The sequence below is a fragment of the Streptomyces sp. NBC_01351 genome, from assembly GCF_036237315.1.
Classification (GTDB): Bacteria; Actinomycetota; Actinomycetes; order Streptomycetales; family Streptomycetaceae; genus Streptomyces.
In genome coordinates, this window is the sequence record NZ_CP108356.1 from 781,347 (window position 1) to 794,514 (window position 13,168).

A 13,168-nucleotide genomic window follows, 5' to 3' on the forward strand; every position below is an offset into this window, starting at 1 on the left:
CGCCGCCCCGGAGCTCGCAAGCGCGAAAGGCTCAGCGCTCCAGGACCAGGGCGATGCCCTGCCCGACACCGATGCAGAGCGCCGCCATGCCCGTACCGGAGCCGGCGGCCGCCAGCTGGTGCGCGATCGACCCGGCCAGCCGGGCGCCCGAGGCGCCGAGCGGGTGGCCGATGGCGATGGCGCCGCCGCGCGGGTTGACCACGGCCGGGTCCAGCTCCGGCCAGGCCGCCAGACAGCCCAACGCCTGTGCGGCAAAGGCCTCGTTGAGCTCGAAGGCGGTGAGGTCGGCGAAGCCGCGTCCGGCCTTGCCGAGGGCGCGCTGGACGGCCTCGACCGGGCCCAGGCCGAAGAGCTGGGGTTCGATGCCGGTGACGGCGGAGGCGCTGATCCGGGCGAGCGGCTCCCGGCCGGTGGCCTCGAGCCCCGCCTCGTCGGTCAACAGCAGTGCGGCCGCACCGTCGTTGAGCGGGGAGGAGTTGGCGGCGGTGACCGTGCCGGTGCCGTCGCCACGGAAGGCGGGCTTGAGCCGGGCGAGCGCCTCGGGCGTGGAACCCTCCCGGATGCACTCGTCGCGCAGCAGGTCCACGCCCGCGTACGGGACGACCTCGGCCTCGTACTGCCCGGCGGCCCAGGCGGCCGCGGCCTTGCGGTGGCTCTCCAGGGCGAAGGCGTCCTGCACCTCGCGGGTGATGCCGTGCTTGTCGGCGATGAGTTCGGCGCCCTCACCGAGCGAGCCCGTCCACTCCTCGGGCATGCGGGAGTTGGTCATCCGCCAGCCGAGGGTGGTGGACCACATCTGCTGGTGCCCGGCGGGGAAGGCCCGTTCGGGCTTCTGCACCACCCAGGGGGCGCGGCTCATCGACTCGACGCCTCCCGCGATGGCGACGGAGGCGTCGCCGACGGCGATGGCGCGGGCGGCCTGGATGACCGCCTCCAGGCCCGATCCGCAGAGCCGGTTGACGGTGACCCCGGGGACGCTCACGGGGAGCCCGGCCAGCAGCACCGCCATCCGGGCCACGTCGCGGTTGTCCTCGCCCGCGCCGTTCGCGTCGCCGAAGACGACGTCGTCGATCCTGGCCGGGTCGAGTTCCGGCGTACGGTCCACCAGCGCGCGCACCACGTGCGCGGCCAGGTCGTCCGGCCGGACTCCGGCGAGGGCCCCGCCGAACTTGCCGATCGGGGTGCGGACGGCGTCGACGACGTACACGTCGCGGACGGTGCGGATGCTCATGGGGTCTCTCCTGGGCGGATCCGTACGGCCGGCGGCGCCTCGGCGCCGGTGTGGGCACCGGAACCCAGCGCCGGCTGCACCCGGTGGGGCGCGCCCGAAGTCTCCGTCCGCACGTCACCGCATGTCAACGCCCACCGACCACACACAGCACCGGTCCCGCCGGCGTTTGAGGCGTGGGGGTCCCCCCGGACGGAGTCTGGGGGAGGGTCCGGGGCAGCGCCCCGGGAACCGGCCCGCACCGCGGACGCCCCGCCGGGCGCCCCCGCCCGGCACCCCCGCACGACCACCGTCAGGTGGACTCGCGGGCGACCGCCACCGCGCCCATCAGGTCGTACAGCTCGGCGACCTCCGCGGCCTCCCGCACGGACCGGTCCACCAGCGACGCCAGATGGCCGCCCGTCGGCATCTCGATCCGTACCGTGCTCAGCCGGGGCCGCAGCAGCCGCCCGAGGAGCAGGTCGTCCGCCCCGATGACGGCCACGTCCTCGGGGACGCGCAGCCCCTCGTCCTGGAGGGCCCGCATCAGCAGCATCGCGTACTCGTCGTTGTACGCGTAGACCCCGTCCAGCCCGAGCCCCCGCCACCGCGCAGCAAGCGCAGCCGCCGATTCCTCGGTGTAGGCCATGGGCAGGGCCTCCACCTCCGCCCCCGCGACCGAACGGGCACCGGCCAGCCGGGGTGCGGAGAACAGCTCCAGGCCCTCCTCCTGCGGAACGATCACACCGAGCCGACGCCGGCCCCGCTCGACCAGATGGGCCGCGGCCCGCGCCCCGACCTCTTCGTGGTTCATCAGCAGCGCGTGCGCCCCCGGCACCCGGTCCGGCCCCATCGTGATGACCGCGCGCGCCCCGGCCCGTTTCAGGATGGCGACGCCCTGGGCGGTGAGCGCGACCTCGCCGGGTGAGATCACCGCCACCGGACGCAGCTCCGCCCACGCGCGAGCCGCCTCGTCCCCGCCGAGCCCGAGGCTCCCGTACTGGACCACGGTGTAGTCGAGGCGGCGCAACGCCCATTGGAGTTCGTTGAGGAAGGTGCTGAACAAGGGCCCGATCGGCGCGTTCGGAGTGGGCAGCAGCACGATCCGGGTGCGCCCGGCCCGCAGGCTGCGCGCGGCCGCGTGCGGGACGTAGCCCAGCTCCTCCGCGGCCTCACGGACCTTGCGGCGCGTCGGCTCGCTGATGCGTACGGCCTCCGCGTTGTTCAGGACGTACGAGACCGTCGCGCGCGACACCCCGGCCAGACGTGCCACGTCGGCACTGGTCGGGACGGGAGGCGGCGGCGACTTCGGCGACTTCGATGAATCAGACATTGCCGTGGCATCTTTCCAGACCTGTTGCACCCAGGGGCTAGCGGTTGGCCTAAAACGAATGGTACACAGTGGTTACACGAGTCATTGACACGTGTAACCACGGCGTGACACCTCGCCTGACAGCGGTGTTCCGTCGTGTCACCGTGCCGCCGCCCCGTCGCGTTCCTTCGCACCCCGCCATCGCGACTGGGCGGCGCGCACCCCTTGCCCCTCACCTTTCACCCGCCCCCTCCCCTTCCGCACCCTCACCCGCCCAGGAGGGCACCGTGGCCCTTTCCTCCCGCGACGCCGGCACCCCCGCCGACGCCGACGCCACCGAAGCCACCCCCCGGTCCGGCCGCCCCGGACGCGGACTGCTCCCCCTGCTGCTCGTCGGCAACACCGCGATGTATTCCCTCTACATCGGCGTCGCCGGCGTACTGCTCGCGCTCCAGGTCGAGGACATCGACCCGGCGAACAAGGTCGCGAACTTCGGCCTGATCGCAGGGGTCTCGGCGATCTTCGCGACGGTCTTCAACCCGGTCGCCGGCGCCCTCTCCGACCGCAGCGGCCGGCGCAACCCCTGGATCCTCGGCGGCGGACTCGCCGCGATCCCGGCGATGTTCCTGCTCGGCCTCGCCAACACGATCCTGCTGATCACGATCACCTGGTGCCTCGGCCAGGCCGTCATGAACGTGTACCAGGCCGCCATCACCTCCGTGGTCCCCGACCGCGTGCCCATGTCCGCCCGCGGCAAGGCCTCCGCGGCCGTCGGCCTCGGCCTGCCCTTCGGCTCCACCATCGGCGCGCTGCTCGGCGCGGCCTTCTCCGAGGACTACCGCACCGGGTACCTGGTCTTCGGCGCGCTCGTCGCGGGCGCCGCGGTCCTCTTCACCGCGTGCACCCGGGAGGAGCGACTGCCCGTTCGCGCCGCCGTGCCCGTGAAGGCGCAACTGGCCGCCTTCGCCGGCGCGTTGAAGGACCATGACTTCCGGTGGGCCTTCATCGGGCGGGCGCTGCTCGTCCTCGGATACTTCGCGGTCAGCGGCTACCAGCTGTACATCCTCCAGGACCACACCGTGCTTCCGGACGGCATGAAGCCGGAGGCCGCGGTGGCCGTGATGATGCCGCTGACCGGTGTGGCGATGGTCGTCTCCACGGTCCTCGGCGGCTACCTCTCCGACAGGTTCGACCGCCGCAAGCTCTTCGTCGGCGCCTCCGCCCTCCTGTCGGCCGTCGCGCTCGTCATCCCGGCCGTGTCGACAAGCTGGACCGCGATGCTGGCCTTCTCCGTCGTCAACGGGCTGGCGTTCGGCTGCTACATGGCCGTGGACACCGCGCTCGTGACGATGGTGCTCCCCAAGGCCGAGGACGCCGCGCGCGACATGGGCGTGCTCAACATCGCCAACGCCGGCCCGCAGATCGTCGCCCCCTTCATCGCCTCGGTGGTCGTCTCGCTCAGCGGCGGATACACCGCGCTGTTCATCGTCGCGGCCGTACTGGCGGTGGCGGGCGCGCTTGCGGTGAAGCCGATCCGCAGCGTGCGATGACCTCCTACGGACTCCCCCGCAGGGTTCCCGGTGAACCCGCCACCACAACGACGTAGAGAAAGGCACCACCGTGCAGCTGCACACCCACACCTGGGGCGAGGGCGACCGCGTCGCCCTCCTGATCCACGGCATCATGGCCGACCACCGCACCTGGCGCCGGGTGGGTCCGGCCCTCGCAGACCGCGGCTACCGCGTCATCGCCGTGGACCTGCGGGGGCACGGGGCCAGCGGCCGCGGCGAGTACGCCCCGGAGCTCTACGCGGACGATCTGGTCGACAGCCTCCCGACGGGCGCGGAGCTCGCCATCGGCCACTCGCTGGGCGGCCTCACGCTGTCCCTCGCCGTGGACCGGCTGAAGCCGCGGAGGGCGGTGTTCTCGGATCCGGCCTGGCACCTGGCCGGCCCCGGGGAGGGCTTCGGCCCGGAGCTGTTCGCGCAGTTCAAGTCGGCCACCAAGGACGTCATCCAGGGCATGAACCCGCGCTGGGAGGAGGCGGACGTGGACGTCGAACTGGCGACGCTGGCGCTCTGGGACGATGCCACCGCACTGGGCCTCACCCCGCTGCTCGGCGCCGACTTGATGCCGGCCGCGCCGGTGGTCCCCTCGCTCGTCCAGCTCGCCGATCCGAGCTTCCTGATCTCGGAGGAGCGGGCGGCGGTGCTCAAGAGCCGTGGCTTCGAGGTGCGTTCGGTCTCCGGGGCCGGACACACCATCCACCGCGACGACTTCGACGGCTTCATGGCCTCGCTGGAGGGCTGGATCTAGCGCGCCCTGCCGCCGTAACGCCCGTAAGCCCGTCACGCCGACCGGGCTGCCGCGGGCTCCGGTCGGGCTCCCGCGGGCTCCTGCGACCCGGCAGGAGCCCGACCGGCGTGCGCCGCGCGCTTCACCCGTCCATATTGGAGGGGTGAAGCGAACTCGAACTCGTACGGTTTCGCTGTGCATCGCCGGCCTGATGGGCGCCGCCCTTCCGGCCGGCATCGCCGCCGCCCCGGCCTCGGGCGCGGGGTCGACGGCGGCAGCGACCGGGACGCCAACGGCGGCGGCAGCACCGGGGGACTGCGTCACCACCCCCGGCACCCCCCAGGGTGACGCCCGCAAGGTCCTGACCATCGCCGAGCAGGCACAGCGGGAGTTCGACCTCAACTCGGTGATCCTGCGGGTCTCTTCCGGCGACGGGGAAATCCTCACCACGGCTCTCGGGGAATCGATGACGGACGTGCCGGCCGAGCCGTCGATGCACTTCCGCTCGGGGTCCGTGGGCATCGTCTACATGGGCGCCGTGTTGCTCCAGCTCGTTGAAGAGGGCAAGGCCTCGCTCGACGACCCTGTGTCCCGCTGGCTGCCCGACGTACCGCACGGCTCGGAGATAACCCTGCGGATGCTCGGCAGCTCCACGTCGGGCCTGCACGACTACGTCACGGACCCCGGCTTCCTCGACAAGCTCGCAGCGGAGCCGTTCCACCAGTGGACCGCGGCCGAGGTCACCGGAATCGCGACGCGCAAGCCGCTCCTCTACAAGCCGGGGACCAACTGGAGCTACTCGCACGCCAACTTCGTGTTCCTCGGCGCCGCACTGGAGAAGATCAGTGGCCTCCCACTGGACCGGCTGCTCACCGAGCGCGTGATGAAACCACTCGGCCTGAGCGAGACGACCAATCAATTCACGCCGCAGATCCCGGAGCCCGTCCTGCACGCCTTCACCTCCGGTCGGGCCGACTACGAAGAGTCCACCTTCTGGAACCCTTCGTGGACCACCGCTCCCGGGGCGGTGCTGGTGCAGAACATCTGCGATCTCGACCGGTCCGCGCGCGGCATCGGCACCGGGGAGCTGCTGTCCGAGAAGTCCTTCGCGACCCAGCTCGATCCGGGCACCATCGGCCTGGGCCACGCGACGTCCACCTGCCCGGTCAGCATCTGCCAGCTCACCAACACGAAGGCCCACCACTTCGGCCTCGGCCTGATCGTCGTCAACGACTGGATCCTCACCAATCCGTCGTTCTCGGGCTACGCCGCGGTACAGGCCTACCTTCCGGCGGAGAAGCTCGCGATCTCGGTCACCGTGACGCAGGGCCCGAAGAGCCCCGCGGGCAACTCGGCCCAAACCATCGCCGAACGCATCTCCGTGGCCCTCACCCCCGAACATCCGCTCAAGATGCGCTGACGTACGCGGCCACTCCCCCTTACTGTCTCCCTACCGATCGGTAACGGGGTAACGGGGGGCCGCAGCAGTGGCATCAACAGCATCCGGGGCATCGTGGACGTCCGGGACGTCCGACGCGCCCGGGGTAGGCGGCGCACCCGCGGTATCCGTCGGTTGCGCCGGCCTGACCGATATGGCCACCGCGCTCGCCGAAGGCACGGTGTCCTCACGCCGGTTGACGGAGGAATCGCTGCGCCGCATCGACGGGGCGCAGCCGACGCTCAACGCCTTCCGGGTCGTGCGCGCCGAGGCCGCCCTCGCCGAGGCGGACGCGGCGGACCGCCGGTTGGCGGCCGGTGAGCGGCTGCCGCTCTTGGGCGTGCCGCTCGCCGTCAAGGACGACATGGACGTGGCCGGGGAGTCGACCGCCTTCGGCTGCGCGGGCACGTTCGTCCCGAAGACCGCCGACAGCGAGGCGGTGCGCAGGCTCCGCGCCGCCGGTGCGGTGATCGTCGGCAAGACCCATACGGCGGAGCTGGGGCAATGGCCGTTCACCGAGAGCGAGGCCTTCGGCAACACCCGGAACCCGTGGAACCCGGACCACACGCCGGGCGGTTCCTCGGGCGGCTCGGCGGCCGCGGTGGCGGCGGGGCTGGTTCCGGCGGCCCTCGGGTCGGACGGAGCGGGCTCGGTACGGATACCCGCGGCCTGGACCCACCTGATCGGCGTGAAACCGCAGCGCGGACGCATCTCCACCTGGCCGGAGCCCGAGTCGTTCCACGGGCTCACGGTCAACGGCGTGCTCGCCCGCACCGTGGGCGACGCGGCCCTGCTGCTGGACGCGGCGAGCGGGCCGCACCCCGATGACCTGCACCGGCCGGCCCGCATCTCCGCCGTCGAGGCGACCCGTCGCACACCCCGCCGACTGCGGATCGCCCTCTCCTTCGCGATGCCGTTCACCGCGACGGCCAAGTCCCTGGACCCGGAGGTCCGTTCGTCGGTCGAGCGGCTGGCCGGGCTGCTGGAGTCGCTGGGCCACGAGGTGGTGCCCGAGGACCCCCGCTACGGCCCGATCGGGCTCACCTTCGTACCCCGCGCGACCAGCGGCGTACGGGACTGGGTGTCCCGCGTCCCGGACCCCCGCCTGTTGGACCCCCGCACGCACGAGACCGCCCGTACGGGCCGCCTCCTGGGCGGCATGCCATTGCGGGTCTCCCGCCGGGCCGAGGCGGGGCTGCGGTGGCGGGTGGGAGAGGTGTTCGGCCGGTTCGACGTGGTCCTCACCCCGACGACGGCGACACCACCGCTCCGCATCGGCGCCCTGGCGGGACTCGGCTCACTGGCCACGGACCGCGCGATGATCGCGGCCTGCCCGTACGCCTGGACCTGGAACGTCCTCGGCTGGCCGGGGGTGAACGTGCCGGCGGGCTTCACCGCGTCCGGACTGCCCCTGGGAGCCCAACTCCTGGGACCCGCGGACTCGGAGCCACTGCTGCTGGGGCTGGCGGCGCAGCTGGAGGCGGAGGAGGGCTGGAGCGGGATCTGGCCGGGCGCTTCGGCAGCGGGACCCTGACTTGGCGGTATCGGGGAGGCTGGGGGAAAGCCCAAGCCCTCCCCGATACCGGCCGGCTCCTTCCCCGCCACCTCACACCTCACGCCCCACCCCGCCCCCACCTCAACACACTGTTGAAATCTCACCCGGTGGGGTAAGTTCCCTTTGGGAACTAACACCGCACGAGGGGATCCCCATGGCCGAGACCCAGCCTCAGCAGACCTGGACCGCCGTCGACGCGTACTTCGACGGACTGCTCGTCGAGGAGGACGCGGCCCTCACCGCCGCCGCCGTGGACAGCGAGGCCGCCGGGCTGCCGGCGCATCAGGTGGCTCCCAACCAGGGGAAGCTGCTGCACCTCCTGGCCCGGATCAGGGGGGCCCGTACGATCCTGGAGATCGGCACCCTGGGCGGCTACAGCACCATCTGGCTCGCCCGGGCGCTGCCCGAGGGCGGGCGGTTGGTCACGTTGGAGGTCGACGAGCGGTGCGCCGACATCGCTGCCGCCAACGTCGCGCGCGCCGGGCTGGACCACGTGGTCGACATCCGGCGGGGCCCGGCCATCGATCTGCTGCCGCAGCTGACGGACCTGGAGCCGTTCGACCTGGTCTTCATCGACGCCGACAAGCCGTCCAACCCGGAGTACCTGGCATGGGCCCTCAAGCTCACGCGCCCCGGCAGCATCATCATCGGCGACAACGTCGTCCGCGACGGCGCCGTCGTCGACTCCGCCGGCGACGACCCCCGGGTCCAGGGCGTGCGCCGCTTCACCGAGCTCATCGCCGAGCACCCCCGGCTGACCGCCACCGCCCTGCAGACGGTGGGCAGCAAGGGCTACGACGGCTTCGTGATGGCCCTGGTCACGGAGTGACCGCAGGCCGGTGGCGCTTCGGTGTTACCTTCGCCGCATGTCCATGACCAAGGCCGAGATAGACGCGCTCACCGCCGAGTTCTTCGGCGCCTTCGACAACCGCGACGGCAAGGCCGCCGATGTGGCCCGGATCCGACGGCTCGTCATCCCGGGTGGCGTGATCGTCAAGACCGGGCCGGAGTTCACGGCGTACAGCGTCGACGAGTTCATCGAGCCCCGTGAACGGATCCTGGCCGGTGGCCGACTGACCGAGTTCTCGGAGTGGGAGACCTCCGAACGGACCGAGATCGCGGGCGACATCGCTTCGCGGTTCGGCGAGTATCGCAAGTCCGGGGTCTTGGACGGGCAGCCCTTCGAGGGAGGCGGGACCAAGACCATCCAGTTCGTCCGCACCCCGGAGGGCTGGAGGATCGCAGCCTTCTCCTGGTACGACCCGGCTTGAGGCCCGACGGCACACTCAGGACCGGTGCCACACGACTCTGCCGTAGGCGAACACCTCGCCCTCGCGTGGCGCGCGGGTCCAGGACCGGGTGGTGAAGGTGGAGAGCCTGCCTTGGGTCAGCGCGAAGCGGGGGAGCGAGAGCCCGAGTTCGGTGTGCAGGGCCTCCAGCGCACGCCGTTCGTTGTCCGGCTCGGTGTCCTCCGGGCGGAACAGCCGTGCGGGGTCGAGGGCCTCGGGTATCGCGCCGGAGCGCTGGATCTCCGCACCCCGCACGGTGAACGCGTAGAGCTCCGCGCCCCCTTCGGCCACCGACAGGTGGAAGGCGGTCGGGTGCTCACCCGGGGAGGAGCGCCTCGGGTCACGCCACACCACCACCGCGCGGCCGGAGGAGGCGCCGGAGGCTATCGGAGGCGGGGACGAGGACAGCGCGCTCAGGTGGGGGGCGTGACCGTCGAAGGCGAAGGCCCACCCTTCGGCGGTACGGCCGGCGGCCACCACGGCCCGGTCCTCCCAGAACTCCACACCCTCCCGCTCGTGGGGCTGGGTTGCCTGCCAGGAGGCCTTGTGCAGTTCCGTGGGCGCGCTCGGTTCGGCGCCTTCCTCGCCGATCAGGGCGGGCAGGCCGGCGGGGTCGATCCCCTCGACCCAGACGCAGCGGTATCCGTCGGGCAGCTGCCGGTTCGGCGCGGGCTCCGTCAGCCATACGAGTCCCGGCGGGTCGAGCTCGGGCACCGGCTCGGGAGCGGGTCCCCGCTCCCCGGCCCGCGGTGTCGCGAGGATCTCCCGCCCGCGCTCCGGAGTGACCAGCGGCCCCAGCACCGGGTCGGCGAGCAGCCCGATCGGGGCGATCAGCGAGGGCCCGGGAGCCTCCCACAGCGGGAGCGCGTCCCGCAGTACCCGCCACGCGGCGTCGGTCGACCCCCAGCCGGCCGACTCCCGGGCCTCGGCGACGGCCCGGCCCCACGCACCGGGAGGCGCGTAGCGATGGGTGCCGTCCCTCATCGTGCTCAGTACGGTCTCGGCGGTGTTCCGGGGGACCCCGCGGGCGGTCATCATCCCGAGCCAGTGGTCGTCCCCGCCCATCCGCCATTCTCCGCGTGCCGGCGCCATGGCCTGCACGGGCAGGATCTCGGGCAGGTAGCGCGGGTCGGCCGCCAGGTCCCCGTAATCCCGGGAACTGCTCGGGCCCGACAGGTGCCGGAGCTGGTACAGCAGGACGGCGCTCCGCGGCCGTCCGAAGGACGCCGCCTCCTCGAGCAGGGCCACGGCCTCCTCGTACCGTCCGCGCAGGGCCAGCAGGCGGGCCTGCTCCACGTGGGCGTCCTGGGCGCGCGTGGTCGCGTTCACGAAGTCGGGTCTCTCCACCCGGTCGGCGTGGAAGCCGCGGTACTTGGCCTCCATGTACGCGCGGAACGACGGGTAACGGCGGGGCAGCTCACCGCTCCAGCCCTTGTAGAGGTAGAGCGCCCACTCGCCGTCCTGGTCGCTGTCGCCCGGGTCGAGCAGGGCGTGCGACATGTCGGAGTCCGTCTCCAGCCGTAGCGCCCGTCGCCACATCCCGGCCAGCAGGACGTCCTCCTCGCGCGAGGCGTCGTCCAGGCTCTCCTCGTACAGCGGGGTCATGTCGTACGGATCCCGGAACCAGTCGATGTCCGCGGCGCCGCCGAGCTGATAGACCCCGGCCGTCTCGTCCACGTACCACCCGTCGCTCACGGCCAGGAACTCCCGGTACGAGGGCGGAAGCCGCCGCCCCAGCCGCTCCTCGGCCGCGGCTATCGCCGCCTCTCCCGCTCCGGGCCTGGCCGGGCGGACGAGGGTCTCCCCGCCGTCCTCTTCCTCGTCGTCGTCCTCGTCCGCGCGCGGAACCCACTCTTCCTGCCACCGCCCCAGGAATTCGTGCCAGTTGAAAGACTCGCTGCTCATGATCGGATGGTGTCATCCGGCACTGACAACGGTGCCGACTCCTGAAGCGGGCGCTGGAGCGCCTCGCCCGGTGTCGTGCGCGGTGCGTCGATAATCGCCTCGTGGACACGAGTACCGATCTTGCCCGGGGCCGTGCGTGTTATGCCGCCGAGGCCTGGTCCGAGTCTTTCGAGTGCCTGCGTGCCGCAGACGCGGCCACGCCGGTGGGCCCCGGCGACCTGGAACTGCTCGCCAGGTCCGCCTACATGCTCGGGCTCGACGAGGCGTACGTCGCCGCGCTCGAGCGCGCGCACGCGATGTGGCTCGATGTTGGCGACGTACCCCGGGCCGTCCGCTGCGCGTTCTGGGTCGGCCACAGCATGCTCTTCCGGGGCCACGGCGCCCGGGCGAGCGGCTGGTTCTCCCTCGGTGAGCGGCTCCTCAAGGCCGACGGGCGGGACTGCGTCGAACGCGGGTACCTGCTCATCCCCGTATGGCTGCGCCAGATGGGCGGCGGCGACTGGCAGGCCGGCCACGCCTTGGCGACAGAGGCCGCCGAGCTCGGCGAGCGGTTCGACGACGCGGATCTGGTGTGGCTGGCACGCAACGAGCAGGGCCGGGCCTTGGTGCACCTGGGCCGTGTGCGCGAGGGCATGCGGCTGGTGGACGAGGTGCTCGTGATCGTCGAGGCCGGCGCTCTTTCGCCGATCGTCAGCGGCATCGTCTACTGCAACACCATCAGCTTCTGCCGCGATCTGTACGACCTTCCTCATGAACGGGAGTGGACGGACGCCTTGACCCGGTGGTGCGAACGGCAGCCGCAGATGGTCGCGCACTACGGTCTGTGCCTGGCGCACCGGGCCGAGGTGCTGCAGTACGGCGGCGCCTGGCCCGCCGCACTCGCCGAGGCCCGCCGCGCCTCCGAGCGCTTCACCCAGGGCGTGCTGAACCAGATCGCCCGGGGCGAGGCGTTCTACCGGCAGGGCGAGATCCACCGCCTGCTGGGCCGGCCGGCCGAGGCCGAGGACGCCTACCGGGAGGCCAACCGCTGCGGGTTCGAGCCGCAGCCCGGCTTCGCCCTGCTGCGGCTGGCGCAGGGCAACGACGAGGCCGCGGCGGCGACCATCCGTCGTGCCGTGTCCGAGCACACGCGCGAGCTGGAGCGGGCGGCCCTCCTTGCGGCGTACATCGAGATCACTCTGGCCGTAGGCGACGTCGACGCCGCGGCCGCGGCCGCCGATCAGCTCTCGGCCATCGCGGAGCACCAGGACAGCGACGTGCTGCGCGCCGCGGCGGCGTACGGTCTTGCCTCCGTCGCGCTGGCCGAGGGCGACGCCGGCGCCGGTCTCACCGCCGGGCGGCGGGCCTGGCGCACCTGGCAGGAACTCGAAGCGCCGTACGAAGCCGCCCGCGCGCGCGTCCTCGTGGCACGCGCCTGCCGGTCGCTCGGCGACGACGACACGGCCGCTCTGGAGTTCCAGGCGGCCCGGGCGGTGTTCGCGGAGCTCGAGGCCGTCCCCGCCCTCGCTCACCTCGATTCCCTCGCCGGTGGTGGGCCGGCCTTGGACACGTACGGCCTGTCGGCGCGCGAGCTGGAGGTGCTCCGCCAAGTGGTCGGCGGCGCGAGCAACCGGGAGATCGCCGCTGTCCTGGTGATCAGCGAGCACACCGTTGCCCGGCACCTGCAGAACATCTTCGGCAAGTTGGGCGTCTCCTCGCGGACGGCGGCGAGCACCTTCGCGCTGGAGCACGGGCTCGTCTGAGCGGCATGGTCAGGAATGACCATGGCGGTCCACCACGGTTGGTGAATACGCGCGATGCGGGGCTCGCCCCCGCAGGCCTAGCGTCGAACCGTCCGAACGACACGGAACCGAGCGAGGAGGACACCATGTACGTCGTGGCCCAGCACAAGATCTTGGACCCGGAGACCGCGTTTCCCCGCGGTCAGGCCCTGATGGACGGCATCGGGGCGCCCGACGGCACCCGGGTGCTGCAGTTCTACCCGCACGTCGACGGTTCCGTCGTGACCTGCCTGTGGGAGACGAGGTCCGCCGAGGACGTACAGCGCTTCGTCGACGGCACGCTCGGGGATTCGGCCGTCAACGTCTGCTACGAGGTCGACTCGGAGAAGGCGTTCGCCGACCGTCCGCTCGGCCTGAAGCCGTCGCCGGCGCCCGCCACCTACTGA

The 13,168-nt window shown here is 72.2% G+C and carries 11 protein-coding genes; 8 read left to right on the top strand and 3 right to left on the bottom strand.

Annotated elements, in window-relative coordinates:
• Positions 1 to 31: 31 nt before the first annotated feature.
• Together OG625_RS03830 and OG625_RS03835 are read right to left on the bottom strand one after the other, a co-directional pair.
• Entirely contained in the window at positions 32 to 1,231 is a 1,200-nt protein-coding gene (locus OG625_RS03830) for a thiolase family protein (protein ID WP_329376642.1), read from the bottom strand.
• 289 nt (positions 1,232 to 1,520) lie between these two features.
• Entirely contained in the window at positions 1,521 to 2,540 is a 1,020-nt protein-coding gene (locus OG625_RS03835) for a LacI family DNA-binding transcriptional regulator (RefSeq protein ID WP_329376643.1), read from the bottom strand.
• Between the two features lie 266 nt (positions 2,541 to 2,806).
• On the opposite strand from OG625_RS03835, the gene OG625_RS03840 reads away from it, so the two are divergent.
• The 6 genes from OG625_RS03840 to OG625_RS03865 all read left to right on the top strand — a co-directional run bounded on the left by OG625_RS03840 (position 2,807) and on the right by OG625_RS03865 (position 9,078).
• Positions 2,807 to 4,069, top strand: coding sequence for an MFS transporter (locus tag OG625_RS03840; protein ID WP_329376644.1), 1,263 nt, complete (start codon positions 2,807 to 2,809; stop codon positions 4,067 to 4,069).
• Positions 4,070 to 4,139: 70 nt separating this feature from the next.
• A complete protein-coding gene (locus OG625_RS03845) occupies positions 4,140 to 4,835 on the top strand; it encodes an alpha/beta fold hydrolase (RefSeq protein WP_329376645.1) in 696 nt (231 codons plus the stop codon).
• A 142-nt stretch (positions 4,836 to 4,977) separates the two neighbouring features.
• A complete protein-coding gene (locus tag OG625_RS03850; protein WP_329376646.1) occupies positions 4,978 to 6,234 on the top strand; it encodes a serine hydrolase domain-containing protein in 1,257 nt (418 codons plus the stop codon).
• A 163-nt stretch (positions 6,235 to 6,397) separates the two neighbouring features.
• Positions 6,398 to 7,786 (top strand): amidase, encoded by a 1,389-nt coding sequence (locus OG625_RS03855; RefSeq protein WP_329390418.1) that lies wholly within the window; start codon positions 6,398 to 6,400, stop codon positions 7,784 to 7,786.
• Between the two features lie 175 nt (positions 7,787 to 7,961).
• Positions 7,962 to 8,636, top strand: a complete 675-nt coding sequence (locus tag OG625_RS03860; RefSeq protein WP_329376647.1) for an O-methyltransferase — start codon at positions 7,962 to 7,964, stop codon at positions 8,634 to 8,636.
• A gap of 43 nt (positions 8,637 to 8,679) precedes the next feature.
• Positions 8,680 to 9,078 carry a DUF4440 domain-containing protein gene (locus OG625_RS03865; protein WP_329390420.1) on the top strand — a complete coding sequence of 133 codons (399 nt, stop codon included), beginning with the start codon at positions 8,680 to 8,682 and terminating at the stop codon, positions 9,076 to 9,078.
• 15 nt (positions 9,079 to 9,093) lie between these two features.
• Here OG625_RS03865 and OG625_RS03870 read toward each other — a convergent pair whose 3' ends face one another.
• Positions 9,094 to 11,001, bottom strand: coding sequence for an SMI1/KNR4 family protein (locus tag OG625_RS03870; RefSeq protein ID WP_329376648.1), 1,908 nt, complete (start codon positions 10,999 to 11,001; stop codon positions 9,094 to 9,096).
• A 101-nt stretch (positions 11,002 to 11,102) separates the two neighbouring features.
• Between OG625_RS03870 and OG625_RS03875 the strand changes: the two genes are divergently transcribed.
• Together OG625_RS03875 and OG625_RS03880 are read left to right on the top strand one after the other, a co-directional pair.
• Complete coding sequence (locus tag OG625_RS03875; protein WP_329376649.1) at positions 11,103 to 12,743, top strand: LuxR C-terminal-related transcriptional regulator; 1,641 nt, start codon at positions 11,103 to 11,105, stop codon at positions 12,741 to 12,743.
• Positions 12,744 to 12,868: 125 nt separating this feature from the next.
• Complete coding sequence (locus tag OG625_RS03880; protein ID WP_329376650.1) at positions 12,869 to 13,168, top strand: hypothetical protein; 300 nt, start codon at positions 12,869 to 12,871, stop codon at positions 13,166 to 13,168.